Below are 25,920 nucleotides of genomic sequence, written 5' to 3' on the forward strand. Positions count from 1 at the left end.
GGCTACTACGTCCCCGGTGAGAGCACACCTCGAACCCGGGAGCAGACATGCTGGACGTACAAGAATTCCTCACCGGCCGCGGCGTCACCGAGTCGCCGCGCTGGCACGACGGCAGGCTGTGGTTCGCCGACTGGGGCACGCACCAGGTGCTCGCGGCCTCGCCCGACGGCACGGTCGAAGCGATCGCCGACGGCCCCGAAACGCCGTTCTGCCTCGACCACACGCCCGACGGGAAACTGCTCGTGATCACCGGGCCCGCGGTGGTGCGCCACGACCCGGCACCGGTTCGGCACGCCGACCTGAGCGCGTATTCGGCACCGAACGACATCGCGGTGGACGGCCGCGGCAACGCCTACATCGGCGATGTCGCGTTCGAATTCCCGATGGGCGAATTCGTGCCGGGAAGCATCGCGCTGGTGACCCCGGACGGCGCCGTGCGGCGGGTCGCAGACGGAATGGCCTTCCCGAACGGCATGGTCGTCACCCCCGACGGCACGACTCTGATCGTCGCCGAATCCTTCGCGAACCGACTCACCGCGTTCGACATCGACGCCGACGGCAGCCTGTCGAACCGGCGGGTGTGGGCCGATCTCGGCGACGGTGTCCCCGACGGCATCTGCCTCGACGCCGACGGCGCGGTCTGGTTCGCCGACGTCCCGAACAAGCAGTGCGTCCGCGTCCGCGAAGGCGGCGAAGTCCTGGAACGGATCACGCTGGCACAAGGCTGCTTCGCGTGCGCGCTCGGCGGGAACACCCTGTACCTGCTCACCGGCGACATGCCACGCGGCCCGTTCGGCGACGAACCGCGAACCGGCCGCATCCTCACCGCCACCGCCCCTTCCCCCGGCGTCGCCTGAGATCTCCATGCCCTGAAGGTGGCCTTCGGGGCGCTGGATTCCCTGAATGTCACCTTCGGGGCACGCATTTGCGACGGCCATTGTTGCCGCGAGGGCCTCGTTTGTGGCGCTCAATTCCCCGAAGGTGGCCTTCGGGGAATTGAGCACCTCGCCGAGAAATCAGCTCAGGCCGGTGCGGGCTTCCGGGGCCGCCTTCCGCCGTGCGTCGGCGGCTTCGTCGTTCGGCTCGGTCTGCGACTCGCGCTCGGCCTTCACGCGCGCGTTGTAGACCTCGACCTCGCGCGCGGCCGTCTCGGCGGACCAGCCGAGCACTTCGCCGACCAAACCGGCGACCTGGTCCGCGCAGTCGACGCCGCGGTGCGGGTACTCGATGGAGATCCGGGTCCGCCTCGCCAGCACGTCCTCGAGGTGCAGCGCGCCCTCGTGGCTGGCCGCGTAGACGACCTCGACGGCCAGGTAGTCCGGCGCCGATTCGAGGGGCTTGAGCAGCTCCGGCTTGCCGTCGGCGAGCGCGAGCACCTCGTGCACCAGCGAGCCGTACCGGTCGAGCAGGTGCCGGACCCGGTACGGGTGCAGGCCGTGCTGCCCGGCCAGGTGGTCGGCCTGGTTGACGAGCGCGTGGTAGCCGTCGGCGCCGATGAGCGGCACCTTGTCCGTGATGGACGGCTGGGTGCGGCCGGGCAGGTCCGGCGCGGCCGCGTCGACGGCGTCGGCGGCCATCACGCGGTAGGTCGTGTACTTGCCGCCCGCGATCGCGACGAGCCCCGGCGCCACGCGAGCGACGGCGTGCTCGCGAGACAGCTTCGAGGTCTCCTCGCTCTCCCCCGCGAGCAGCGGGCGAAGCCCCGCGTAGACGCCTTCGATGTCGTCGTGGGTGAGCGGGGTGGCGAGCACGGTGTTCACGTGTTCGAGCAGGTAGTCGATGTCGTGCTTGGTGGCAGCGGGATGCGCGAGGTCGAGGTTCCAGTCGGTGTCGGTGGTGCCGACGATCCAGTGGTTGCGCCACGGGATCACGAACAGCACGGACTTCTCGGTGCGCAGGATCATCCCGGACTCGGACACGATCCGGTCGCGCGGGACGACGATGTGCACGCCCTTGCTGGCCCGCACCCGGAACCGGCCCCTGCTGCCGGAAAGGCCCTGCAATTCGTCGGTCCACACGCCGGTGCAGTTGATCACCGCGTTGGCGCGCACCTCGGTCTCCCTGCCGTCCTCGACGTCGGCGATCCGCACGCCGGAGATCCGGTCGGCCTCGCGCAGGAACCCGATCACCTTCGTCGAATTGCGGACCACGGCGCCGTAGTGCGCGGCGGTGCGGGCGACGGTCATGGTGTGGCGCGCGTCGTCGGACTGCGCGTCGTAGTAGCGGATGCCGCCGATCAGCGCGTCGCGCTTGAGCGCGGGCACCATGCGCAGCGCGCCCGCCCTGGTCAGGTGCTTCTGGCCCGGCACCGACCTGGCGCCGCCCATCGTGTCGTACATCAGCAGCCCGGCCGCGGTGTAGGGCCGTTCCCACACGCGGTGCGTCAGCGGGTACAGGAAGCTGACCGGTTTCACCAGGTGCGGCGCGATCAGGGTGAGCATCAGCTCCCGCTCCCGCAGCGCCTCCCTGACCAGACCGAATTCGAGCTGTTCGAGGTAGCGGAGCCCGCCGTGGAAGAGCTTGCTCGACCGGCTCGACGTCCCGGACGCCAGGTCCCGCGCTTCGACGAGCGCCACCCGCAGGCCGCGGGTCGCCGCGTCCAGCGCGGTGCCCGCACCGACCACGCCACCCCCGATCACCACCAGATCGAAGGATTCTTCGCCGAGCCGCCGCCACGAGTCCTCCCGCGCGGACGGGCCCAGCATCGCCGGGTTGCTCACCTCAGTCACCTGTGTTCCTCCTCGATCCGCCATACCCGTCCAGCATCGCACGTCCGGCCCCGGCCGCATCCCGGCGACGCGGTCCGTGTGACATACGAGTCGCGCTCGCCGCAAATTGCGGCAGTCAGCTCCTGGAATGATCATCAACCGGCAAGTAACGTTCCCCCGGACGTGGGTCAGCAACGGTGCCGATGCGCGCGGTAGCCGACCCTGCGCCCAGAGTGTGTCCAGTGTGGAGGGACGGCGGTATGAACGCGGGTACGATATTCCTGTGGGAGATGTTGGGCACGGCGGTGCTCATTCTCCTCGGCAACGGGGTGGTCGCGAACCACGTGCTGAGGAAGACCAACGGGAACGGCGGCGGGCCGTTGTTCGTGAACATCGGTTGGGGCTTCGCGGTGTTCGCCGGTGCGAGCGTGGCGAATCCGACCGGCGCGCACCTGAATCCCGCCGTGACGATCGGGCTCGCGGTCGCGGGCAAGACGCCGTGGGGCGACGTCCCGATCTACATTCTCGCGCAGATGGTCGGCGCGATCATCGGCGCGATCCTCTGCTGGGCCACCTACAAGCTGCAGTTCGACGACCACCCGAAGGTGGAGGAAACGCTGGGCGTCTTCTCCACCGCGCCGCAGATCCCGAACAAGGTGTGGAACCTGGTTTCGGAGATCATCGGCACCTTCGTGCTGGTCGGCTGGATCCTGTTCACCCCGGCCGCGAAGATGGGCGCCGACGGCGTCCCGACGTTCGGCAACGGCGCGCTCGGCTACGCCGGTGTCGCCTTCGTCGTGCTGGTGATCGGCACCTCGCTCGGCGGCCCGACCGGGTACGCCATCAACCCGGCGCGCGACCTCGGCCCGCGCATCGCCTACGCGTTCCTCCTGCCGATGAAGCGCAAGACCGACCCGAACTGGGGCTACTCGTGGGTCCCCGTCGTCGGCCCGATCATCGGCGGTGTCCTCGCCGCGCTGGTATTCCTCGTCTACCCGTCCGCCGCCTGATTTCGCAGCAGCGCTTGATCTTGAAGAAACCGGAGTACGCATGACCTCCTACGTAGCCGCCATCGACCAGGGCACCACCTCGACCCGGATGATGATCTTCAACCACTCCGGCCGGGTGGTCGCGGTCGACCAGCGCGAGCACGAGCAGATCTTCCCGCAGGCGGGCTGGGTCGAGCACAACGCGAACGAGGTGTGGGAAAACACCAGGGCGGTCGCCGCGGGCGCACTGGCCAAGGCGGACCTGCGGCCGACGGACATCGTCGCGGTCGGCATCACCAACCAGCGCGAGACCGCGGTGGTGTGGGACCGCAACACCGGCGAGCCGGTGTACAACGCGATCGTCTGGCAGGACACCCGCACCGACAAGATCGTGGCCGAGCTGGGCGCGTTAGGCGGCGGGCAGGAGCGCTACCGCGCGAAGACCGGCCTGCCGCTGGCGACCTACTTCTCCGGCCCGAAGATCAAGTGGATACTGGACAATGTGGACGGTGCCCGCGAGCGCGCCGAAGCCGGTGACCTGATCTTCGGCAACATGGACACCTGGGTGCTGTGGAATATGACCGGCGGCACGGACGGCGGCGTGCACGTCACCGATCCGACCAACGCCTCGCGCACCCTGCTGATGGACCTCGACACCCTCACCTGGGACGCCGAAATCGCCGCCGACATGGGTGTCCCGCTGTCGATGCTGCCGGAGATCCGGTCGTCCTCTGAGGAGTACGGCAAGGTCCGCGAACGCGGCGCGCTGGCGGGCGTGCCGATCTCCGGCATCCTCGGCGACCAGCAGGCCGCCACGTTCGGGCAGGCCTGCCTTTCGCCGGGTGAAGCCAAGAACACCTACGGCACCGGCAACTTCATGCTGCTCAACACCGGCACTGAGAAGGTCATGTCGGAGAACGGGCTGCTCACCACGGTCTGCTACAAGATCGGCTCGAACGACACGGTGTACGCGCTGGAAGGGTCGATCGCGGTCACCGGCTCGCTGGTGCAGTGGCTGCGCGACAACCTCGGCCTGATCTCCTCGGCGGCCGAGGTCGAGGAATTCGCGAACACCGTCGACGACAACGGCGGCGCCTACTTCGTGCCCGCGTTCTCCGGTCTTTTCGCGCCGTACTGGCGTTCCGACGCGCGCGGCGCGATCGTCGGGCTCACCAGGTACGTCAACAAGGGCCACATTTCGCGCGCCGTGCTTGAGGCGACCGCGTTCCAGTCGCGCGAGGTGATCGACGCGATGAACGCCGATTCCGGGGTGCCGTTGAAATCGCTGAAGGTCGACGGCGGCATGGTGGTCAACGAGCTGCTCATGCAGTTCCAGGCGGACATCCTCGGCGTGCCGGTGATCCGGCCGGTGGTGAACGAGACCACCGCGCTCGGCGCCGCCTACGCCGCGGGCCTCGCCGTCGGGTTCTGGGAGAGCGAGGACGACATCCGCGCCAACTGGGCGAAGGACAAGCAGTGGGACCCGGCGATGGACGAGAATCGCCGCGAATCGGAGTACCGGAACTGGAAGAAGGCCGTCACGAGGACCTTCGACTGGGTCGAAGGCGAGTGACCTTCGACAGCGGTCGGGCGATCCGTGTCTGGTTCCCGAAGGGGACCTTCAGGGAAGTTCAGCGCCGCGAACTCGGCTGTGTACGGGCTTCTCCTGTCTCGACGGGGATCTGGTGATGCTCTGAAGGTGACTTTCGGGGACTTGAACGCCCCGAAAGCCACTTTCGGGGCATGCGCGTCGCGGCGGTCGAGCGTGCGAGGGGTGGATTCGCGGCGTCTAGCGCCCCGAAGGCCACCTTCGGGGCATGCGCAGCCCGGCCCACACGCCCGCGAGGGCCGAGAAAGTGGCGCTGGAGTCCCCGAAGGTGGCCTTCGGGGACCAAACGGAGCGCCCCGCCGCCGACTACCGCACCCGCCACTCGTCGCGCGCACCGCACCCGGCTCGCGCTCCCTTCACGAAAGCACTTCGGCGACGCATTTCGCGGCGTCCGCGAGCAGCGGGTAACGGGCCTCGGCCTCGTACCCGGCGCGGTCGGTCATGATCGCCAGCACGCACGGTTCGCGCCGCGGCGGCCACAGCACGGCGACGTCGTTGGCCCGCCCGTAGTCGCCGTGCCCGGTCTTGTTCGCCACGCCCCAGGTTCCCGGCACGCCTGCCCTGATCGTGTTCGCGCCGGTGGTGCTGCGCCGCAACCAGTCCGTCACGAGCGCCCGCGCCTCCGGGGGCAGCGCGTCGCCGAGCACGATCCGTTGGTAGGCGCCCGCGATCGCGCGCGGTGTGCTGGTGTCCCTCGGGTCACCGGGTGGCGTCCGGTTGAGGTACGGCTCGTACTGGTCCATCCGGCTCGCGGTGTCGCCGAGGCCGCGGAAGTAGCTCGTCAACCCGGCCGGTCCCCCGATGTCGCGCATCAGCAGGTTGCCCGCGGTGCCGTCGCTGTACCGGATGGCCGCGTCGCACAGGTCCCGCACGGTCATACCGGTGCCGATGTGCTGCTGGGTGATCGGCGAGATCGAGTTGACCTCCGCACGGGTGTAGCGCACCACGGTATCCAAATAGGACAGTGGGTGCGCCCGCAGCACGGCGGCCGCCGCGACCGTCTTGAACGTCGAGCACAGCGCGAAGCGCTCGTCCTGCCGGTAGCCGGCGGAAACACCGGAGCCGGTGGCGTGGACACCGAGCCGCGCTTCGTATTTCCGTTCCAGCGCGGCCAATCGCTCCCGTACCGCGTTCTCGTCGATCCCGGCGCTCGGCCGGGGCGGCGCCACCGGTGCCGGGGCTCCCGCCGGTGGGCCCGCGCAGCCGGGAAGCGCCAGCGCCAGTGCTCCCGACAACGCGACACGGCGGGAGACCCGCACCGGTTTCGTCATGGCTGACCGGTCACCTCGTGCGCGAGGATCCTGGCGGTGTCCGCGACGGTCTTGTCGTCGAGGGGCGCACCCTTCTCGCCATAGGTGTAGACCACGAAGATCAGCGGCTTTCCCGAGGACGGCCAGGCGACCGCGATGTCGTTGGCCCCGGCGATCGCGCTGTAGGTGCCGGTCTTGTCGCCGACCGTCCACGATGGAGGGAGCCCGGCGCGGATGCGCTTCGTCCCGGTCTTGCTGCCGCGGAGCCAGCCGTTGAGCACGTCGCGGTCGGCGGGCGCCAGCGCGTGCCCCACGGCCACCGAGGCGAGATCGCGGCCCATGGCCGCGGGCGTGGTCGTGTCGTGCCGCTGCCCCGGCGCCCAGTCGTTCAGCCCGGGTTCGAGCCGGTCCGACCGGGAGATCGGGTCGCCGAGCGAGCGGTAGTAACGGGTCAGCCCCGCCGGGCCGCCGATCTGGTCGAACAGGAGGTTGGCCGCGGTGTTGTCGCTGACGGTCACCGCTGCCGACGCCAGTTCCGCGACCGTCATCCCGGTGGCCCCGTGCCCGTTGACCGGCGAGCCGTCCAGCGGCACCTCCCGGTCCGGGGTCCAGTGGATCCGCCGCTCCATCAGCCCGGGATCGGACCGGCGCGCCCGGTCCAGCACGGCCGCGGCCTCGGCGGCCTTGAACGTGGAAAGCGTCGGGAACAACTCGTGTGCCCGGTAGCCGACCGCCTTCCCGGTCGCCGTGTCGAGCGCGAAGGCGCCGATGTGGCGGTGCGACGAGGCTTCCAGGTCCCGCAGCTGCCGGGTGACGTCGTACGCGGGTGCGCTCGGGGTCGCCGAGGCGAGGCCCGTTCCCGCCAGCAATGTCGAAATCGCCGTCGCCAAAACGAGCCGGAATCTCCAGCGGTGCATTCGGTAGCTCCAACCAAGAGTCGGTGATGTGCCTGGCTTCAACCAAGCAGCCCGGTCCGGCCCCTGTCCAATAGAGCACCGCGCGGAAAACCATTCGGTTTCGATATCGGCGCAGGTCAGCCCGCACGACGAACGCCGGGTCCCCCGAAGGAAAGGGCATTCGGGGAACCCGGCGTGTCGTTTTCACCTTCACTACAGGGCGAGGCTGCCGTCACCGGTCTCCGGAGCGCCGGACGGAATCCGCGCCGTTTGCTTCCCCGGCGGGACCGGCGCCGGGCCACCACCGGAACCCGGCACCGTGAAACCGGCCGAATAGGTCCGTTCGGGACAGGTGACCGAAACCGAATGCTTTCCGGGCTTGGCGTTCGCCGCGACCGTCGCGCGCCAGTGCCGCGTACCCGCGATGACGAAGTTCGTCAGCGCCGCTGACACTGGCTTGGCTTTGGCGTTGTTGCGGCAGCCCGCTTCGACGTCCACCTGTTCCCCCGGTTTCGCCGAATTCGGGGACACGCTGATCCAGCCGCAGGACCCGGTCGATCCCGGCGCGAGCTGGCATTCCGAACCGGTGACCGTGAAGGTCGTGGTGACCGGCTGGGTCCAGTTGTGGCAGCGCATGCTGGCGGTGTAGGTGCCCGGTTTCGCCACCACCTTCCCGGACTGGCCCGCGGCGATCGGCGCGACGAAACCCGGTGAGGTGATCGGGCCGATCGGCCCGGCGTCGACCGGGCAGTACGCGGTGCTGATGGTGATGGCGCCGTTCACCGGCACCTCGGCCGGGCTCACCTTGAGCTCCGGCGGGCGGGTCGCGCTGGCCGTCGACGCCATGACCAGGCTCCCCGCCACCGCCAGCAGGCCGCCCGCCAGAATGATCCTTCGCATCTTCATCGCAAGTCTCCTCCAGGCTGTGCTTCTCCTGTGTACACACCCGAGGAGGTGAAAAGGTTGCCCTTCAAGGAAAAATGGCGATTCACCAGACAGTCCACAAAGGACTAGCCGCCAGGGTGCATCCTGGCAGCGGTCGCATCACCCGCGACTATGTTGTGTCTCGTTAAGCGGCGGAGCCGCTTGAGTGGGCAAGCAACCGGCACCGCCGCGGGTTCTCAGCGGTCTTCTCGCGAGGACAGCTTCAACGTGGTGAATTGGCATTCATGAGTTGGAGATCCCGGAGCGAGAAGGCCGCTGAGGTTCCGCCACCCGCACCGCCACGCAGACCACTTCCGAAGTATCACCTACCCGAGCGTCGCGTAGACGATGATGTTGTCCCGGTAGCTGTGCGCGGCGTGGTCGAAACTGCCGCCGCAGGTGATGAGGCGGAGCTCCGGTGCCGCGGTGTCGCCGTAGACCGCGTCGGTCGGGAAGGTGTCCTTGGGCACCTGGTCGACCTCCCGCACCACGAAACGCGCCGTCGAACCGTCCTTTCTGGACACCGTGACCGCGTCGCCGGGTTTCAGCTCCTTGAGGCGGAAGAAGATTCCCGGCAGCTTGTTGCCGTCCACGTGCCCGAGCACCACCGCGGGCCCGGTCTCGCCCGGCGTCGGCCCGTACCGGTACCACCCGGCCTGCATCGGCTGGGACACCGGCGGCACCTCGATGGTGTCGTCCGCGTTGAGCCCGAGCGGGATCAGCGACGAGTGCGCGCCGAGCTTCGGGATGTCGATGGCGGCCGGTTCCGAGCGCGGCATCGCGTTCGGCGGCCTCGGGGCCTGCGCCTTGACCTGCTCCGTTGTCGGCGACGGCGTCGCGGCCCCGTCCTCGTGCCGCTGGGTCAGCAGCACCACGACCGCGGCCAGCGCCGCGGCCACGACCACCGCGACCACCGCGACCACCGCGACCACGCCGATCAGGGCACGCCTGCGCCCCGCGATCCGCTTCTCCGCTACGGCCATGCGCTTCCTCCCTTGGCCTCATTGTCCACCACGCGGCACGGGCCGTCCGGGTTGCCGCGGCGCTCAGGATCGGGTGCCGTAGCGGCGGCGGGTCAGCACCACCACGCTCCCGGCGAGCGCGGCGGCCGCCGCGGCCCCACCCGCGATCTGGCCCGCGTCGTCGGCCTGGGACGGTGTCTCGCCGCCGTCCGCGGGCCCGGTGGCGAAGGCCGTGACCGGCGAAAGCAGCGCGAACCCGGCGGCGATCCCGGCAATGGTGACGGTCCTGCGGATCATGGCGATCTCCCTCGCGAAAAATGGCATGCGGGTATTATCGGATGAAGTGACTGAATTGCTTTTCTCCTGTTTTCGACGCTTCCCTCGCGTCTCATTAATAATGACGCCTCGGGCACGAGAAGGTTGCCGGAATGCTTACCCCCAAACGAAAACCGCCGGGAGGAATGCCCCTCCCGGCGGTTTTCACGTCGATGTGCGCGCTCAGCGAGCGGTGCCCCCGCCGCCCGCCTTGGCCGCGCCGCGCGGCACGGCGTGGACCTGCTTCGCGTGTACGACGAAGGTGGTGGTGTGCTGCTGCCCCACGCAGTCCAGGGTGAGCGGGTAGGTGCCGGGCGGGGTTCCCGGCTTCAGCGTCGCGGTGGCGGTGAGGTTGCCCGGCGCGCTCACGAGCTGCACGTAGCTGTAGTCGCCGAAGGTCAGCACCGGCGAGGAGAACTTCGCGCCCGCCGGGGCGTTCAGGGTCGTCGAGCCCGGTGCGAGGCAGCCGCCGATCGCGATGTTGGTGTCGTTGTTCTGGTAGTTGCCCACCAGCCCCGTGGTCACCGCGGTGTCCCGGTTCAGCTGGACCTTGCCCGCCCATTCCGGCTGCCCCGGCTGGGCCGGTTGCCCTGCTGAGCCGGTCGCCGGTGCCGCCAGCAGCGTCGCCCCGATCGTCAGCGCCGCCACGACCACGTTCTTCATCCGCACTTGGTAACCCACCCCGTGTTGCTCTTGTCCCGACGCCCGCAAGACGTCCCACCACTCCCAGGGGTTGCCTGCTTTTCCGACTAGTCCAGATCGTCGTGGCGCATGAGCTGGCGGCCCGCTTCGGTGATCGAGCCGGACAGCGACGGATAGACCGAGAAGGTCAGCGCGAGGTGTTCGACGGTCAGCTGGTTCTGCACGGCCAGCGCGATCGGCAGGATCAGCTCGCTCGCCGTCGGCGCCACCACGACCCCGCCGACGACCACCCCGGTCGCCGGGCGGCAGAACAGCTTCACGAAACCGCGGCGCAGGCCCTCCATCTTCGCCCTGGCGTTGGTGGCGAGCGGCAGCATGATCGTGCGCGCGGGCACCTCGCCCGAGTCGATGGCCTGCTGGCTGATCCCGACCGTGGCGATTTCGGGATGGGTGAACACGTTCGCCGCGACCGTCTTGAGCTTGATCGGCGCGACGCCCTCGCCGAGCGCGTGCCACATCGCGATCCGGCCCTGCATGCTGGCGACCGAGGCGAGCATCAGCACGCCGGTGCAGTCCCCCGCCGCGTAGACACCGGACACGGCCGTGCGGGAAACCCGGTCGACGGTGATGAACCCGCCGGGCCCCGGCTCGATGCCGACGCGGTCGAGGCCGATGTCACCGGTGTTCGGGACGGAGCCGACGGTCATCAGCGCGTGGCTGGCCTCGATCTGCCTGCCGTCGGCGAGATGCACCACGACACCGTCGGCGGTGCGTTCGACGCGATCCGCGCGGGCGCGCTTGGCGACCGTGGTGCCCCGCTGGGAGAACACCTCTTCGAGCACCGCGGCCGCGTCGGCGTCCTCGTGCGGGAGCACCCTGTCGCGGCTGGAGACGACGGTGACCTTGACGCCCATCTCGGTGTAGGCCGAGGCGAACTCGGCACCGGTGACACCGGACCCGATGACCACCAGGTGCTCCGGCAGCTCGCGCAGGTCGTAGAGCTGCCGCCAGTCCAGGATCCGCTCGCCGTCGGGCACCGCGCCGGGCAGCACCCTCGGCGTGGCACCGGTGGCGATCAGCACGACGTCGGCGTCGACCACGCTCTGCTCGCCGTTCGCCTGGGTGATCGCGACCTTGTGCGTGGCGAGACCCGGCTCGTCGTCGCAGAACCGCGCCTCGCCGATGATCAGGTGCACGCCTTCGCGCTGCAGCCTGGCCTTGATGTCGGCGGACTGCGCCAGCGCGAGGCCCTTGACCCTGCCGTGCACGGTGCGCAGGTCGATGCTGGTGTCCGCGAGGTCCGTGGTGATGCCCAGTTCGCTCAGCCCGTGCATGCCCGCGCGGGCGCCGGACGAGGCGATGAAGGTCTTCGACGGAACGCAGTCGTAGAGCACGCATGCGCCGCCGAGACCGTCGCGCTCGACCACGGTGACGTCCGCGCCGTGCTGCGCGGCCACCAGTGCGGCCTCGTAACCCGCGGGTCCGCCACCCATGATCACGATCCTGGTCACCTGCTGCTCCTCTGCGTTCGCGGCCCTGCGCCAACCGTACGCGGGCGGAATTTCGTCCGGTTGGGTGGCCGGACACCCCCGGTGCGTCCCTTCGGGCGAGGTCAAGGTCGCTAGGCTGTGCCCGTGCCGTTGTATGCCGCGTACGGATCCAACATGGAGCCCGCCCAGATGATGGAGCGAGCCCCGCATTCACCGATGGCGGGGACCGGCTGGCTGGAAGGCTGGCGGCTGACCTTCGGCGGCGAGGACATCGGCTGGGAAGGCGCGCTCGCCACCATCGTCGAAGACCCCGGCTCGCGGGTGTTCGTGGTGCTCTACGACGTCACCACGCTCGACGAAGACGGGCTCGACCGCTGGGAAGGCGGCGAGCTCGGCATGCACAACAAGATCCGGCTGCGCGTGCAGACCATGGACGGCTCGGTGCTGGCGTGGCTGTACGTGCTCGACGCCTACGAAGGCGGCCTGCCCTCGGCGCGCTACCTCGGCGTGCTCGCCGACGCCGCCGAAGCCGCCGCCGCCCCCGCGGACTACGTCGACGCGCTGCGCACCCGCCCCTGCCAGGGCATCGGCCCCGAAGGCCGCGCCTGACCCTCCGCGCTGCTTCGCACCCCCGCTCCCCATGCCCCGAAGGGGCGTCGCGCACAGGTCAGTCGGTCCAGCACTGCAACGCGGGGTGAACGGCTGGCGCAGGGTGGGGGAACATCCGGAACGGGGTTATCCACAAATGTGGATAGATCTGTCCACCTGTGGACAAGTGGAAGCCGCGCACCCCGAGTGGTGGCTCGGGGTGCGCGGACGTGGGGGGGCGCGGTCAGCAGGCGAGTGCGGCCAGCGCGATGTGCACCATGGTGCGGGTGCCGGCGAGCAGGGCGCGCTCGTCCAGCTCGAAGGTGGGCTGGTGGATGTCCCGCATGGGACCCTCGCCCGGCCAGACGCCGAGGCGGGCGAACGCGCCGGGGACGTGTTCGAGGTACCAGCCGAAGTCCTCGCCGCCGGAGGACTGCTCCGTGCTGGTCAGCGCCGTGTCGCCGAGTGCGGCTTCGACACCGGCGCGCAGCAGGTGCGTGCTGTCCTCGTCGCTGACGACCGGCGGCACGCCGCGGCGGTAGTCGAGCGAGAACCCGACGCCGGTCGGCGCGAGCAGCGACTCCACGGACGACGCGACGAGCGGCTCCAGCTCGCTCCACACGCGGTGGTCGGCGGTGCGCAGCGTGCCGCGCAGCAGGCCGTCCTGCGGCACCGCGTTCGCCGCCTCGCCCGCGTGCACCGCGCCCCACACGAGCACGGTGCCCGAGCGCGGGTCGACGCGGCGGGACAGCACGGCGGGCAGCGAGGTGATCACGGTGCCGAGCGCGTGCACCAGGTCCGCGGTGAGGTGCGGGCGCGAGGTGTGCCCGCCGGGCGAGGTGAGCCGCAGCTCGATCAGGTCGGCGGCCGAGGTGAGCGCGCCGACCCTGGTGCCCACCTTGCCGACCTCGACGCGCGGGTCGCAGTGCAGCCCGAAGATCCGGTCGACGCCCTCCATGGCGCCCGCCGCGATCGCGTCGAGCGCGCCGCCGGGCATGACCTCCTCGGCCGGCTGGAAGATCAGCCTGATCCGGCCGGGCAGTTCCGGCGCGGAGGCCAGCGCCATCGCGGCGCCGAGCAGGATCGAGGTGTGCGCGTCGTGCCCGCAGGCGTGCGCCACGCCGTCCACAGTGGACGAATACGGCAGACCGGTCGCCTCGGTGAGCGGCAGCGCGTCCATGTCGGCGCGCAGCGCGACGCACGTGGGGCCGGAGCCGATGTCGCACAGCACACCGGTGCCGCCGGGCAGCACGGAGGGCTTGAGCCCCGCCGAGCGGAGCACGCTGACGACGAGCTCGGTCGTGCCGTACTCGCGGCGGGACAGCTCGGGGTGCGAGTGGATGTGGCGACGCCACGCCACCACGTCCGCCGCGTTGTCCCGCAGCCATTCGTCGAGCCAGTACGGCCCGCGGCCCGCGCCGAGATCGTGCACAGGTGCCATGCTGACGCCGCCGGACGTGATCAGCGCGTCGGACTGCCCGATCGTGGCAGTGGCGCTCTCGTGGGAATCACCGTGATCGCCGGGGATCTCGGGCCGTGAATCCAGCACCGTCACGCCACACCTCCGTCCACACCGGGTACACCGGAAACCGTCGTGGCACGCGGTGCCCGTCCGGTCACGGTTCGTCGGGTGTTGATTGTCGTAAGCATTTGCAGACAATCGTGCACCATGCAGGCGGCAAGAACGGCCATAAAGGCGTTCGCACGAGACGGCCGGTAGTGGATCTGCGTTGAACGGCGGTGCGGAATTCGGCCAGGCTGTAACCCACCCGCCCGCCTAGAGTCGAAAGACCCTGATCGGCCGTGGCCTGCTGCTTCGCCTACTTGTTCTCGTTCTTGTTGCGCACCCGGCGGCCCCACACCACGATCACCAGCAGCACCGCCGCGATCACGCCGATGATCACCTTGTTCTTCGTCTTGTCGGCGTTCGCCTGGCTGTTCTGCGCCGGGTCGATCTTCGGTCCCTGCGGTGCGGCGGGCGGCGCGGTGGGCGGGGTCGACGGCGGCGGCGCGGCGGGGGCCGCGGCCACCGGAGGCGCCGCGATCGCGGGGGCGGCGCACACCACCGGGCACAGCGCCAGCAGCACTCCCAGCACGATCGCTCGCACCTTCGCGGTCACCCGTGTCCTCCCCGCTGCCCGACTGCCCGGATCCGCTGCCAGTCTGCCTTGCCGCGCACGATCCCGCTTCACGGCGTCGTGCCACCCGAAAACGCGTCCAGAATGCGCTGCGCGGCGAGCGTCGGGGTCAGTTCACCATCGCGCACGGCCCGCTCGACCTCGGGCACCACCGCGCGGACCTCCGGGTGCGCGTCGAGCCTGCCGAGCAGCTGTTCGCGCACCATCGCCCACGTCCAGTCGACCTGCTGCTGACGGCGCTTCCCGGCCAGGTCACCCGATTCGTCCAAAGTGTCCCGATGCCGCTGGACCTGTTGCCACACCGTGTCGAGACCGATGTCGTGCAGCGCGCTGCAGGTGAGCACGGGCGGGGTCCACGCGGCGTCCGGGCCGTAGATCATGCGCAGCGCGCCGGAAAGTTCGCGGGCGGCGCGGCGCGCGTCCCGTTCGTGCTCGCCGTCGGCCTTGTTCACCGCGATCACGTCGGCGAGTTCGAGCACGCCCTTCTTGATGCCCTGCAACTGGTCGCCGGTGCGCGCCAGGGTCAGGAACAGGAAGCAGTCGACCATGTTCGCCACGGTCACCTCGGACTGCCCGACCCCGACGGTCTCGACCAGCACGATGTCGTACCCGGCCGCTTCCATCAGCACGATCGTCTCGCGCGTCGCGCGCGCGACGCCGCCGAGCGTGCCCGAAGTCGGCGACGGCCGGATGAACGCGCCCGGATCGACCGCGAGGCGCGCCATCCTGGTCTTGTCGCCGAGGATGCTGCCGCCGGTCCTCGTCGACGACGGGTCGACGGCGAGCACGGCGACGCGGTGGCCCTGCTCGGTGAGGTCCACGCCGAGCTGGTCGATGAAAGTCGACTTGCCGACCCCTGGTACGCCGGTGATCCCGAGCCGGTAGGCCCCGCCCGCGTGCGGCAGCAGTTCGACGAGCAGTTCCTGCGCCCGCGCGCGGTGGTCCTCGCGATGGGATTCGACCAGCGTGATCGCCTTCGAGAGCACGCCGCGATCGCCCGCGAGCACGCCCTTCGCGTACGCGGCGACGTCGATGTTCCTCGCCACGCTCAGGACTCTTGCGCGATGAGCTGGTCGAGCAGGTTGATCGCCGCGTCCGCGATCACGGTGCCCGGCCCGAAGATGGCCGCCGCACCGGCCTCGCGCAACGCGTCGTAGTCCTGCGGCGGGATCACGCCGCCGACCACGACCATGATGTCGGCGCGGTCCAGCTCGGCGAGTTCGGCGCGCAGCGCGGGCACGAGCGAAAGGTGCCCCGCCGCCAGCGACGAGACGCCGACGATGTGCACGTCCGCTTCGACGGCCTGCCGCGCGACCTCGGCCGGGGTGGAGAACAACGGGCCGACGTCGACGTCGAAACCGATGTCGGCGAACGCGGTCGCGATCACCTTCTGCCCTCGGTCGTGCCCGTCCTGGCCCATCTTCGCGACCAGGATGCGCGGCCGCCGCCCTTCGGACTCGGCGAAGGCCTCGACGCGTTCCCGTGCCTGTTCCACGTTCTTCGCCTTCCCGACCTCGTCGCGGTAGACGCCGGAGATGGTCCTGATCTGCCCGGAGTGCCGCCCCCAGATCCGTTCCAGCGCATCGGAAATCTCGCCGACGGTGGCCTTCGCGCGCGCCGCGTCGATCGCCAGTTCCAGCAGGTTCCCGTCGGCCTCGGCGCCCGCGGTCAGCCGCCGCAGCGCGTCCTCGGTTGCCTCGGAATCCCGTTCTTCCCGCAGCCGCCGCAGTTTTTCGAGCTGCTGCGCGCGGACATCGGCATTGTCCACTTTGAGCACTTCGATCTGCTCGTCGTCGGTGACCTGGTACTTGTTGACGCCGATCACGGGCTGGCGGCCGGAGTCGATGCGCGCCTGGGTCCGCGCGGCCGCCTCTTCGATGCGCAGTTTCGGGATACCGGCGTCGATCGCGCGCGCCATCCCGCCCGCGGCCTCGACTTCGCTGATGTGCGCCCACGCCTTGCGCGCGAGGTCGTAGGTGAGCTTCTCGACGAACGCGCTGCCGCCCCACGGGTCGATCACGCGCGTGGTGCCGGATTCCTGCTGCAGCAGCAACTGCGTGTTCCGCGCGATGCGGGCGGAGAAGTCCGTCGGCAGCGCGAGCGCCTCGTCGAGCGCGTTGGTGTGCAACGACTGCGTGTGCCCCTGCGTCGCGGCCATCGCTTCGACGCACGTGCGCGTCACGTTGTTGTAGACGTCCTGCGCGGTCAGCGACCAGCCGGAGGTCTGCGAATGGGTGCGCAGCGAAAGGGATTTCGCGGATTTCGGGTCGAACTGCTTGACGAGCTTCGCCCACAGCAGCCGCGCCGCGCGCAGCTTGGCGACCTCCATGAAGAAGTTCATCCCGATCGCCCAGAAGAACGACAGCCTCGGCGCGAACTTGTCGACGCCGAGCCCCGCGTCGACACCGGCGCGGATGTACTCGACGCCGTCCGCGAGCGTGTACGCCAGCTCGAGATCGGCGGTCGCCCCCGCCTCCTGCATGTGGTAGCCGGAGATCGAGATCGAGTTGTACTTCGGCATGTTCGCGGACGTGTAGGAGAAGATGTCCGAGATGATCCGCATCGACGGCTGCGGCGGGTAGATGTAGGTGTTGCGGACCATGAACTCCTTGAGGATGTCGTTCTGGATGGTCCCGGCCAGCTTCTCCGCGCCGACGCCCTGCTCCTCCGCGGCGACCACGTACAGCGCGAGCACCGGCAGCACCGCGCCGTTCATCGTCATCGACACGCTCATCTTGTCCAGCGGGATGCCGTCGAAGAGCTGGCGCATGTCGTAGATGGAGTCGATCGCGACCCCGGCCATGCCGACGTCGCCGGTGACGCGGGGGTGGTCGGAGTCGTAGCCGCGGTGGGTGGCGAGGTCGAAGGCGACCGAAAGGCCCTTCTGGCCCGCCGCGAGGTTGCGGCGGTAGAACGCGTTCGACTCGGCGGCGGTGGAGAACCCGGCGTACTGGCGGATGGTCCACGGCTGGTTGACGTACATCGTCGGGTACGGCCCGCGCAGGAACGGCGGCATCCCGGGGAAGGTGCCGAGGAAGTCCACTTCGGACAGATCACCGGCGGTGTAGACGGGTTTGACGCCGATGCCCTCCGGGGTCTCCCACGCCAGCGCGTCGGGGCCCTTGCCGGTGCTGGCGTGCAGCGCGTCGGCCCACGCGGCGGCGTCGGACGGCTCCGGGGCGCCGAGTTCGACGTCGGCGAAGTTCGGGATGGCCATCACTTGACTCCCAGCGTTTCGAGGGTGCTCGTCAGCACGGCGAGTGCGTCGCAACCGGTGAAGACATACCCGGCCACCGCCTCGTACTCGCCCGGTTTTCCGGCCAGCAGCACGGTTTCCGCGCCCGCGTCGCGCAGCGCCGCCGCGGTTTCCGCGGCTTGTTCCCCGTACGACCGGTCACTGCCGCACAGACAGGCCGCGGTGGCGCCGCTGTCCGAATAGGCCTTCACCACGTCGTCGACGGTTTCCGTCGCGCCGGGGTTGACCGGTTCGATGCCGCCCGCTCCGAAGAGGTTGGCGGCGAAGGTCGCGCGCGCGGTGTGCGCGGCGACCGGCCCGAGGGTGGCGAGGAAGATCTTCGGCCGGGCACCGTGCTCAGCGAGGTGCGCGTCGGAACGGTCGCGCAGCGCCTCGTAGTCCGCCGCGTAGCGCAGCTTCGGCAGTCCGTCCGGATTGGACGGTGCGGGCGCTTCGGCTGGCCGGGTCACCGTTTTCTCTTCGAGCATCGGGAATTCGCTGACGCCGGTGATCGGGTCCTTGCGCGTGGCGATCCTCTTGCGGCGCGCTTCGGCCGTCGCGGCGAGTTCTCCCGCGAGCTTCCCGGAGTCCAAAACGGACTCGATCCCGCCCGCGCGCTCGATCCCGGTGAACTCGCGCCAGGCCGCGGCGGCGAGCGAGTCGGTGAGGTTCTCGACGTACCACGAGCCACCGGCGGGGTCGATCACCTCGGCCAGTTTGGACTCTTCGAGCAGGATCGCGCTGGTGTTGCGCGCGATGCGCCTGGCGAAGCCGTCCGGCTGCCCGAGCGCGGAGTCGAACGGCAGCACGGTGACCGCGTCCGCACCTCCGACCCCGGCGCCGAAAGCGGCCACGCAGGTGCGGAGCATGTTCACCCAGGGATCGCGGCGGGTCAGCATCGCGGGCGAGGTGACCGCGTGCTGGCGCATCCCGGGCGCGGCCGCGCCGGAAACCCCGGAGACTTCCAGGACCCTGGCCCACAACCGCCGTGCGGCACGGAACTTCGCGATGGTCAGGAACTGGTCGGCGGTCGCGGCGAGCCGGAATTCCAGCCGCGCGGCCGCTTCGTCGACGCCGAGCCCCGCCTCGGTGAGCGCGCGCAGGTACGCGACACCCGCCGCGATCGTGGCGCCGAGCTCCTGCGCGTCCGAACCACCGGCCTCGTGGAAGGGCAGCCCGTCCGCGACGAGCGCGCGCAACCCGGGGTACCGGGACGAAAGCCGCGCGGCCAGCTCGGCGGCCGGGGCGAGATCGTGCGCGGCCCCGGTGGCGGCGCGCAGGCCGATCGGGTCGGCGCCGATGTTCCCGGTGACCGCGCTCGCCGGGATTTCCCGGTCCGAGAACACTTCGAGCAGGGCCGTCGCGGCCGCCTCGTACTCCTCGCCCGGTTCCAGCACCACTGGCGCGAGTTCGAGGTACACCTCGTTCAGGGCGTCGGCGAGGGAGCCGACGGGAAGCGCGCCGCCGCCGACGCGGAGCCACACCGAGGTCGCCCCGCCTTCGAGATCGGCGAGCACGGCCTTGTTGAGCTGCGCCGGATCCGCCCCGGCGTGCCGGACGCGGACATCCCAGCCGGTGCCGACCAGGCCCTCCGGGCGGGCACCGCGGGTGAACGGCGGCAGCCCGGGGTATCCGGCGGGGGACGCGGCGTCGTCGGAGGTGTAGAGCGGCTGGATCTCGATGCCGTCGTAGGTCTTCGACGCCAGCAGCGTCTCGGGATCGCCATCGAAGCCTTCGGGCAGCGCGCCGCTCTTGCCCAGCACGCCGGCCACCAGCTCGCGCCACTGCGCCTTGGTCGGCGCGGGGAACTCCGCGGCGAGAGTCAGCTCGTCGGGTGCCTCGCGCTCGGCACCCGCCTGCGCGGAAGTGTCACCTGGCGTCCCTGCCTGTGTCATGTCTGTCGATGTTAGAGCCCTTGACGGAGACCGCTATATGACTCCCGTCGCGCTTAGGGGCCCTTGTTTCGCGGGGGTGTCCCGTCACGCTGGGGTCGTCCGCAACAATGGGACGATGTCCACCTCCGACGAGGAACCACGCATCGTAGCCGGTCGTTACCGCCTGCGCTCGGTGCTGGGTTCCGGGGCGATGGGCACCGTGTGGGCGGCCTACGACGAGTTCCTCCAGCGGATGGTCGCGGTCAAGGAAGTGCGCCTGCCGCCGGGCGTCGCCGCTTCGCAGGCCGACGAACTGCGGGAACGGACGCTGCGCGAGGCGCGCGCGATCGCCGTGCTCTCGCACCCGAACGTGATCATCCTGCACGACGTGGCGCGCGAAGACGGCGATCCGTTCGTGGTGATGGAGCTGCTGCCGTCGCACAGCCTCGCCGAGCTGCTGCGCGACCACGGGCCGCTCGACGTCGAGCAGGCGGCCGCGATGGCCGACGCGGTGGCCGCCGCGCTGGAGGCCGCGCACGCCGCCGGAATCACCCACCGTGACGTCAAACCGGGCAACGTGCTGATCTCGAGCGACGGCAGGATCAAGCTCACCGACTTCGGGATCGCGCGCAACGTCTCCGAGGCGACCATGACGCGGACCGGCATGATGCTCGGCTCGCCCGCCTACATCGCGCCCGAGGTCGCCTCCGGCCGCGGGGTCACCCCGTCGGCCGATCTGTGGGGCCTCGGCGCGACGCTCTTCGCGGCCGTCGAAGGCGCCCCGCCCTACGACGCGGACGGCGACCCGCTGGAGACCGTCGGCAAGGTCGTGCACGGCGAGGTGCCGAAACCGGCTCCCGGTCCGCTCTCGCAGATCATCGAAGGCTTGATGGCGAAGGAGCCGCGGGACCGGATCTCGCTGGCCGAAGCCCGCCGTCGCCTTTACCCGCTGTACACGAAGGCCGCGCACGCGCTGTTCCCGCCGGAGCTGTTCGCCTCACCGGCGGGGCACAAGAGCGGCGACCGCCCGGACGTCACGGACACGCAGGTCATCCCCGCGCCGAAGGCGCCTTCACCGGCCGCGGCCGGTGACGCGGAGAAGAGCACCGAGCTGGCCGCCGACCCCGGCCCGCTGCCGTTCATGACCGCGGACCGCCCCACCGTGGTGCCGCAGCCGATCCAGCAGGCCCAGCCGCGGCGGCCACTGGTGAGCGTCGCGCTCACCGTCACCGCGATCGTGCTGTTCCTGGCCGCCACCGCGGGCGGGTTCGTCGCGGCGAGGACGATCGGGGGCGAATCGATCACCCCGCCGCCGAAGGTGGACACCACGCTGCCGGTCTCGGCGCCGCCACCGCAGCTCGAACTGCGCAAGGGTGAGACGACCACGCTCAAGGGCCAGAAGGGCAGCGGCTTCACCGTCGCGCTCCCGCGCGAATGGGTGCAGTTCACCACCCAGCAGGAGGGCGAAGGGCTGCCGCCGAGCTCGCTCATCCAGTTCGTCTCGCCGAGGGGCGACCAGGTGTTCAGCGCCGAGCGGTTCCCCGACTACTTCCCCAAGGGCACGGTCGAGAAGTACCTGAACACGTTGCGGTCGAAGGAGGAGTTCGTCCTCCCCACCGAGCCGGAACCGCTGTCCGGCCAGGACGGGCTCGCGTTCACCTACCGCACCGTCGAACGCGGCAACCCCTCGGCGCGCGGCAGCAAGCCGACCGGCCAGGCGAGCATCGGCAGGACCACGTTCGCGCAGGCGTACCGGCACGGCACGAGCCTCTGGGTGGTCAGCGTCACGGTGCCGACGACGCAGGAGTCGCCTGACGGGGCGGACCTCTCGACCCGCATCCTGCCCAGCTTCACCATCTCCAACTGACCCGTTTCCTGCCGCCGCGGCGCCTCCCTCGATGCCTCTGTAGATGTCAAAGGGGTGGTCTTCGGCGACTCCGGCGCCGCGAACTTCGCCCTGGTAAGGGCTTCTGCTGCCTCGGCGGGGGCTGCCTGGTGCCCCGAAGGTCACCTTCGGGGCACGTGCCGGATCGCCCGCCACCGAGCGAGGCATTTCGCGCGCACCGGCGTGACATACGCTCACGTTCATGACTGACACAGGGTCCCTGACCGACGAAGCGGCCGCGGCGGCCGAAGCCGCGGCGGCCATCGCCGAGCGCACCGGCGTCGGATCGCACGACATAGCGGTCGTGCTCGGCTCCGGCTGGCGCCCCGCAGCCGACGTGCTCGGCGATCCCGAGCACGAAATCGGACTCGGGGAGCTCCCCGGTTTCGCCACCCCCGGCGCGGTCGGCCACGGCGGCACTGCGCGCTCCCTGCTCGTCGAGGGCAAGCGCACGCTCGTGCTGCTCGGCCGCACCCACCTGTACGAGGGCAAGGGCATCGAGCGCACTGTCCACAATGTACGGACCGCGGCGGCGACCGGCGCGTCGGCCGTGCTACTCACGAACGCGGCAGGCGGGCTGCGCGAGGGCATGCGCGTCGGGCAGCCGGTGCTGATCTCCGACCACCTGAACCTGACCGCCCGCTCCCCCATCGTCGGCGCGAACTTCGTCGACCTGACCGACCTCTACTCGGCCCGCCTTCGCGGTATCGCGCGCGAGATCGACCCGGAACTCGAAGACGGCGTCTACGCGGGCCTGCCGGGGCCCCATTTCGAGACCCCGGCCGAGATCCGCATGCTGCGCACGATGGGCGCGGACCTGGTCGGCATGTCCACCGTGTTGGAAGCGATCGCCGCCCGCGCCGCCGGCGTCGAGGTGTTCGGACTCTCGCTCGTCACCAACCTCGCCGCGGGCATGACCGGCGAACCCCTCAACCACGAGGAAGTCCTCGAAGCCGGCCGTGCCTCCGCGACGAAGATGGGCACCCTGCTGCGCGAACTCGTCGGCAAGGCCTAGAATATTTTGTTCCGAGGCGCCTTGCGTGGCGGTGCGGGTAGCGGAACCTCAGGCGGCCCCTCGCTCCGGGATCTCCTTCTCATGACCGCCACTTCCACGCTAGACGAATTCCCCGAGCCGCGCGGCGATGTCCTCGGGTGAGGGCATCGCCGCGATCTCGGCGGCGACGCGACGCGCGGCGTCCTGCACGCCCGTGTCGGACAGCAGGTGCCGCGCGCGTTCGGTGACCGCGTCGACGCTGAACTCCTCCGGGACGAGCTGGACGCCCGCGCCGCCACCGGTCACCGCGTCGGCGTTGGTGAACTGGTCGGCGCCCTGCGGCAGGAAGAGCTGCGGCACCCCGGCGGCAGCCGTGCCCAGCGTCGTGCCCGCACCGCCGTGGTGCACCACCAAACTCGTGTACCGCAGCAGGTCCGCCTGCGGCACCCACGGTTCGACGAACACGTTGTCCGGCACCCCGCCGAGCGCGGCGGCGTCCACGGTCGGCCCCGCCGCGACGAGCACGCGCGCGTCGAGCGCGGCGAGACCGTCGATCGCCTGCTTCAGCACCCCGACCGAGCCGAACGCGGTGCCCAGCGTCAGGTACACGAGCGGCTTGCCGTCCTCGCGGACGACGGCGGGCAGCTCGCCCGGCTCCGCGTAGGGCACCGGCCGCAGCTCGACGCGGTTCGCGGTGGCCAGGAACTCCGGCTCCTGCAACGAAGGCGGGTAGATGTCGAGATAGGGGTTGCCGAGCCCGAAATTGTCCGGATCGGCCAGCGTGACCCCGAATTCCGAGGCCGTCTTCGCCAGCCTCGCCGCTATCGCCGTGTCGCGCGATCCGTGCGGGTTCGCCCTCCCGAACGCGTGGCATACCACCGGGATCCCGGCCGCCATCGCGGCGAACGCGGCACCCGAATTGCCCGCCTCCTGCACCACGAGATCGGGCCGGACGTCCTCGATCACCGGCGCGAGATCGGTGGCGAACCGCCGCGGCATCGCCTCGGCGAACACGGCGGCGATCATTTCCTGCATTTTCTCGGGCGGGATCTGCTCGCGCATCGCGACCGCACCGCCCTCCAGGGTCCGCTGCGCCACCTCGGCGAACGCGTCGCGCATGCCCATTCCGGCCTGGAGCGGTTCGATCCCGGCCGACCGCACCGAGCCGTGCATCGCGGAGTCGGTGGCGAAGACGACTTCGTGCCCGGCCGATTTCGCGGCGATCGCGAGCGGCAGCAGCGGGTAGAGGTGGCCGTGGCTGGCCAAGCTCGAGAAGAGGATTTTCACCCTCTCCAGCATAGGGAAAAACCCGGATGGCGCGCATCGTAAAGTGGCGAGGTGACCACGCCTGGGAAATTGACCACGGAACTGCGCGACAAGGCGTTCCGCTGGATCGCCGACGATGTCGAAGACGGTACGCGCGCCGAACTCCAGCAGGTGCTGGCGAACGCGATGGGCGGCGCCCCGGGCGCGGTGGAGGACCTGGTCGACCGGATGGCGGGGCCGCTCGAATTCGGCACGGCGGGTCTGCGCGGCCCGGTGCGCGCGGGCCCGAACGGGATGAACACGGCCGTGGTCACGCGCACCACGGCGGGCGTCGCGACGTGGCTCACCGCGAGCGGGCACGCCGGGCGCACGGTCGTGGTGGGGCGCGACGCGCGGCACGGTTCCGCCGCGTTCGCCACCGCCGCGGCGGAGGTGCTCGCCGCGGCGGGATTCGCGGTGCGGGTGCTGCCCGGCCCGTTGCCGACCCCGGTGCTGGCCTTCGCGGTGTCCGAACTCGGTGCGGCGGCGGGCATCCAGATCACCGCGTCGCACAACCCGCCGCAGGACAACGGGTACAAGCTCTACGACGAGACCGGCGCGCAGATCGTGCCGCCGGCCGACCACGCGATCGAGGCCGCGATCAAGGCGGCGCCCGCGGCGATTTCCGTGCCGCGCCAACCCGTTCCGCCCGCGCCTTCCGACGACGTGCTCGACGCGTACCTCGCGAAGGTCGCCGCGCTGCCGGTCGGCACCTCGCGCGACCTCCGCGTCGCGGCGACGGCGTTGCACGGGGTCGGCGCGGACGTGCTGACGAAGGCGTTGCACCGCGCGGGGTTCACCGACGTGCACCTCGTCGGCGAGCAGTCCGAGCCCGATCCGGACTTCCCAACCGTCTCGTTCCCGAACCCGGAGGAACCGGGCGCCACGGACCTGTTACTGGCGCTGGCTTCCTCCGTCGAGGCGGATCTGGCGATCGCGCTCGACCCCGACGCCGACCGGTGCGCGATCGGCGTCCGCGAACCCGGCGGCACGTGGCGCATGCTGCGCGGCGACGAGACCGGTGTCCTGCTCGGCGCGCACATACTGTCCACAGTGGTCTCTTCGGAGGGTCAGGATCCGCTCGTGGCCACCACGATCGTCTCGTCGTCCATGCTCGGCGAGGTCGCGAAGGCGGCGGGCGCGCGGTACGCCGAGACCCTCACCGGGTTCAAATGGCTCGTCCGCGCGGGCGAAGGGCTGGTGTTCGCCTACGAAGAAGCGCTCGGCCTGTGCGTCAACCCGGATTTCGTGCGGGACAAGGACGGTATCGCCGCCGCGGTCGCCGCGTGCGATCTCGCCGCGACGCTGAAGGCCGCCGGACGGTCACCGCTGGACTCGCTCGACGAGCTTTCGGCCCGCCACGGCGTGCACCTCACGGACCAGGTCTCCTTGCGGGTCACCGATCTTCGGGTGCGGGCGAAGCTGATGGCCCGCCTGCGCGCCGAGCCGCCCGCCGCGCTGGCCGGGACCGCGGTGTCGGCGGAGGACCTGCTGCCGGACGCCGATGTGCTGCGGCTGAGCGGCGGCGGGCTGCGCGTGGTGATCCGGCCGTCGGGAACCGAACCGAAGCTGAAGTCGTACCTGCAGGTCGTGGAACCCGTGGCGGGCGACCTCTCCGCCGCCCGCACGACCGCGCGCGAACGCCTTGCCGCCCTGCGCGCCGACCTCGAAGCCCTGCTCTCCGACTAGCGGGGCCCCGCCGTGCGTGCGCCCCGAAAGATGCTCTTATAGATGTCATGGGGTGGCCTTCAGCGACTCCGGTGCCGCGAACTTCGCTCTGGTAGGGGGCTTCTGCTGCCTCGGCGGGGATCTTCCTGGTGCCCCGAAGGTGGCTTTCAGGGCATCTAGCGCCCCGAAGGTCACCTTCGGGGCATGCGCGTCGCGGTGGTTGGGCGTGCGAGGGGTGGATTTGTGTCGTCTAGCGCCCCGAGGGTGGCTTTCGGGGCGTGCGCAGCCGTGCCCGGACGCCTGCGAGGGCCGGGAAAGTGGCGCTAGTGCCCCCGAGGGTGGCCTTCGGGGACCAAGCGGAGCCCCGCCACCGATCTCGCGGCACCCCGCGACGCACACCCGCCATCACTGTGACCTTCGGGGACCTGAGCGCCCCGAAGGCCGCATT

At 70.5% G+C, this 25,920-nt stretch carries 21 protein-coding genes; 7 read left to right on the plus strand and 14 right to left on the minus strand.

The genetic code is table 11. The features are described from left to right. Positions 1-47: 47 nt before the first annotated feature. Positions 48-857 (plus strand): SMP-30/gluconolactonase/LRE family protein, encoded by an 810-nt coding sequence (locus tag HUW46_RS14065; protein WP_215547698.1) that lies wholly within the window; start codon positions 48-50, stop codon positions 855-857. Between the two features lie 159 nt (positions 858-1,016). Here HUW46_RS14065 and HUW46_RS14070 read toward each other — a convergent pair whose 3' ends face one another. Next, positions 1,017-2,705 carry a glycerol-3-phosphate dehydrogenase/oxidase gene (locus HUW46_RS14070; protein WP_254126605.1) on the minus strand — a complete coding sequence of 563 codons (1,689 nt, stop codon included), beginning with the start codon at positions 2,703-2,705 and terminating at the stop codon, positions 1,017-1,019. A 263-nt stretch (positions 2,706-2,968) separates the two neighbouring features. On the opposite strand from HUW46_RS14070, the gene HUW46_RS14075 reads away from it, so the two are divergent. After that, complete coding sequence (locus HUW46_RS14075) at positions 2,969-3,718, plus strand: MIP/aquaporin family protein (protein ID WP_215547700.1); 750 nt, start codon at positions 2,969-2,971, stop codon at positions 3,716-3,718. Between the two features lie 40 nt (positions 3,719-3,758). Continuing rightward, a complete protein-coding gene (gene glpK / locus HUW46_RS14080) occupies positions 3,759-5,270 on the plus strand; it encodes a glycerol kinase GlpK (RefSeq protein WP_215547701.1) in 1,512 nt (503 codons plus the stop codon). A 392-nt stretch (positions 5,271-5,662) separates the two neighbouring features. Here the strand turns inward: glpK and bla (HUW46_RS14085) are convergent, their stop codons facing one another. The 7 genes from bla (HUW46_RS14085) to HUW46_RS14115 all read right to left on the minus strand — a co-directional run bounded on the left by bla (HUW46_RS14085) (position 5,663) and on the right by HUW46_RS14115 (position 11,806). After that, positions 5,663-6,577, minus strand: coding sequence for a class A beta-lactamase (gene bla / locus HUW46_RS14085; protein ID WP_215547702.1), 915 nt, complete (start codon positions 6,575-6,577; stop codon positions 5,663-5,665). Then, positions 6,574-7,473 (minus strand): class A beta-lactamase, encoded by a 900-nt coding sequence (gene bla, locus HUW46_RS14090; protein WP_215547703.1) that lies wholly within the window; start codon positions 7,471-7,473, stop codon positions 6,574-6,576. Before bla (HUW46_RS14090) ends, bla (HUW46_RS14085) begins: the two co-directional genes overlap by 4 nt. A 192-nt stretch (positions 7,474-7,665) precedes the next feature. Next, positions 7,666-8,358 (minus strand): hypothetical protein, encoded by a 693-nt coding sequence (locus HUW46_RS14095; protein WP_215547704.1) that lies wholly within the window; start codon positions 8,356-8,358, stop codon positions 7,666-7,668. Positions 8,359-8,702: 344 nt separating this feature from the next. Further along, positions 8,703-9,359: a class F sortase gene (locus HUW46_RS14100; RefSeq protein ID WP_215547705.1), complete on the minus strand. Its 657-nt coding sequence runs from the start codon at positions 9,357-9,359 to the stop codon at positions 8,703-8,705. Between the two features lie 63 nt (positions 9,360-9,422). Then, positions 9,423-9,635 (minus strand): hypothetical protein, encoded by a 213-nt coding sequence (locus HUW46_RS14105; RefSeq protein WP_215547706.1) that lies wholly within the window; start codon positions 9,633-9,635, stop codon positions 9,423-9,425. A 201-nt stretch (positions 9,636-9,836) separates the two neighbouring features. Continuing rightward, positions 9,837-10,316, minus strand: a complete 480-nt coding sequence (locus tag HUW46_RS14110) for a hypothetical protein (RefSeq protein WP_215547707.1) — start codon at positions 10,314-10,316, stop codon at positions 9,837-9,839. 86 nt (positions 10,317-10,402) lie between these two features. Next, positions 10,403-11,806, minus strand: coding sequence for an NAD(P)H-quinone dehydrogenase (locus HUW46_RS14115; RefSeq protein ID WP_215547708.1), 1,404 nt, complete (start codon positions 11,804-11,806; stop codon positions 10,403-10,405). Between the two features lie 123 nt (positions 11,807-11,929). Here HUW46_RS14115 and HUW46_RS14120 point away from each other — a divergent pair, with 123 nt between their 5' ends. Then, positions 11,930-12,394 (plus strand): gamma-glutamylcyclotransferase, encoded by a 465-nt coding sequence (locus HUW46_RS14120; protein ID WP_215547709.1) that lies wholly within the window; start codon positions 11,930-11,932, stop codon positions 12,392-12,394. A gap of 223 nt (positions 12,395-12,617) precedes the next feature. On the opposite strand, the gene HUW46_RS14125 is transcribed toward HUW46_RS14120, so the two are convergent. From HUW46_RS14125 to HUW46_RS14145, 5 genes are all read right to left on the minus strand, one after another. Then, positions 12,618-13,928 carry a M20 family metallopeptidase gene (locus HUW46_RS14125; protein WP_215547710.1) on the minus strand — a complete coding sequence of 437 codons (1,311 nt, stop codon included), beginning with the start codon at positions 13,926-13,928 and terminating at the stop codon, positions 12,618-12,620. A 265-nt stretch (positions 13,929-14,193) separates the two neighbouring features. Further along, positions 14,194-14,493: a hypothetical protein gene (locus HUW46_RS14130; RefSeq protein WP_215547711.1), complete on the minus strand. Its 300-nt coding sequence runs from the start codon at positions 14,491-14,493 to the stop codon at positions 14,194-14,196. Between the two features lie 68 nt (positions 14,494-14,561). Continuing rightward, the gene (gene meaB / locus HUW46_RS14135; RefSeq protein WP_215547712.1) at positions 14,562-15,557 is read right to left on the minus strand and encodes a methylmalonyl Co-A mutase-associated GTPase MeaB; all 996 of its coding nucleotides are present in this window, start codon (positions 15,555-15,557) and stop codon (positions 14,562-14,564) included. A gap of 2 nt (positions 15,558-15,559) precedes the next feature. Next, positions 15,560-17,728 (minus strand): methylmalonyl-CoA mutase, encoded by a 2,169-nt coding sequence (gene scpA / locus HUW46_RS14140; RefSeq protein WP_215547713.1) that lies wholly within the window; start codon positions 17,726-17,728, stop codon positions 15,560-15,562. Continuing rightward, complete coding sequence (locus tag HUW46_RS14145; RefSeq protein ID WP_215547714.1) at positions 17,728-19,641, minus strand: methylmalonyl-CoA mutase family protein; 1,914 nt, start codon at positions 19,639-19,641, stop codon at positions 17,728-17,730. Before HUW46_RS14145 ends, scpA begins: the two co-directional genes overlap by 1 nt. Positions 19,642-19,756: 115 nt before the next feature. On the opposite strand from HUW46_RS14145, the gene HUW46_RS14150 reads away from it, so the two are divergent. Both HUW46_RS14150 and HUW46_RS14155 read left to right on the plus strand, forming a co-directional pair. Beyond that, positions 19,757-21,487: a serine/threonine-protein kinase gene (locus HUW46_RS14150; RefSeq protein ID WP_215547715.1), complete on the plus strand. Its 1,731-nt coding sequence runs from the start codon at positions 19,757-19,759 to the stop codon at positions 21,485-21,487. A gap of 220 nt (positions 21,488-21,707) precedes the next feature. After that, positions 21,708-22,520, plus strand: coding sequence for a purine-nucleoside phosphorylase (locus tag HUW46_RS14155; protein WP_215547716.1), 813 nt, complete (start codon positions 21,708-21,710; stop codon positions 22,518-22,520). A gap of 99 nt (positions 22,521-22,619) precedes the next feature. Here HUW46_RS14155 and HUW46_RS14160 read toward each other — a convergent pair whose 3' ends face one another. Then, complete coding sequence (locus HUW46_RS14160) at positions 22,620-23,786, minus strand: glycosyltransferase (RefSeq protein WP_215547717.1); 1,167 nt, start codon at positions 23,784-23,786, stop codon at positions 22,620-22,622. Positions 23,787-23,837: 51 nt separating this feature from the next. On the opposite strand from HUW46_RS14160, the gene HUW46_RS14165 reads away from it, so the two are divergent. Next, a complete protein-coding gene (locus tag HUW46_RS14165) occupies positions 23,838-25,493 on the plus strand; it encodes a phospho-sugar mutase (RefSeq protein WP_254126164.1) in 1,656 nt (551 codons plus the stop codon). Positions 25,494-25,920: the final 427 nt, after the last annotated feature.

The organism is Amycolatopsis sp. CA-230715 (genome assembly GCF_018736145.1).
In the GTDB taxonomy this organism is placed as follows: domain Bacteria; phylum Actinomycetota; class Actinomycetes; order Mycobacteriales; family Pseudonocardiaceae; genus Amycolatopsis.

Coding starts and splice junctions, on each gene's coding strand:
- HUW46_RS14065 (WP_215547698.1), top strand. CDS start 48: ATGCTGGACGTACAAGAATTCCTCACCGGCCGCGGCGTCACCGAGTCG.
- HUW46_RS14070 (WP_254126605.1), bottom strand. CDS start 2,705: ATGCTGGGCCCGTCCGCGCGGGAGGACTCGTGGCGGCGGCTCGGCGAA.
- HUW46_RS14075 (WP_215547700.1), top strand. CDS start 2,969: ATGAACGCGGGTACGATATTCCTGTGGGAGATGTTGGGCACGGCGGTG.
- glpK (WP_215547701.1), top strand. CDS start 3,759: ATGACCTCCTACGTAGCCGCCATCGACCAGGGCACCACCTCGACCCGG.
- bla (WP_215547702.1), bottom strand. CDS start 6,577: ATGACGAAACCGGTGCGGGTCTCCCGCCGTGTCGCGTTGTCGGGAGCA.
- bla (WP_215547703.1), bottom strand. CDS start 7,473: ATGCACCGCTGGAGATTCCGGCTCGTTTTGGCGACGGCGATTTCGACA.
- HUW46_RS14095 (WP_215547704.1), bottom strand. CDS start 8,358: ATGAAGATGCGAAGGATCATTCTGGCGGGCGGCCTGCTGGCGGTGGCG.
- HUW46_RS14100 (WP_215547705.1), bottom strand. CDS start 9,359: ATGGCCGTAGCGGAGAAGCGGATCGCGGGGCGCAGGCGTGCCCTGATC.
- HUW46_RS14105 (WP_215547706.1), bottom strand. CDS start 9,635: ATGATCCGCAGGACCGTCACCATTGCCGGGATCGCCGCCGGGTTCGCG.
- HUW46_RS14110 (WP_215547707.1), bottom strand. CDS start 10,316: ATGAAGAACGTGGTCGTGGCGGCGCTGACGATCGGGGCGACGCTGCTG.
- scpA (WP_215547713.1), bottom strand. CDS start 17,728: ATGGCCATCCCGAACTTCGCCGACGTCGAACTCGGCGCCCCGGAGCCG.
- HUW46_RS14145 (WP_215547714.1), bottom strand. CDS start 19,641: ATGACACAGGCAGGGACGCCAGGTGACACTTCCGCGCAGGCGGGTGCC.
- HUW46_RS14150 (WP_215547715.1), top strand. CDS start 19,757: ATGTCCACCTCCGACGAGGAACCACGCATCGTAGCCGGTCGTTACCGC.
- HUW46_RS14155 (WP_215547716.1), top strand. CDS start 21,708: ATGACTGACACAGGGTCCCTGACCGACGAAGCGGCCGCGGCGGCCGAA.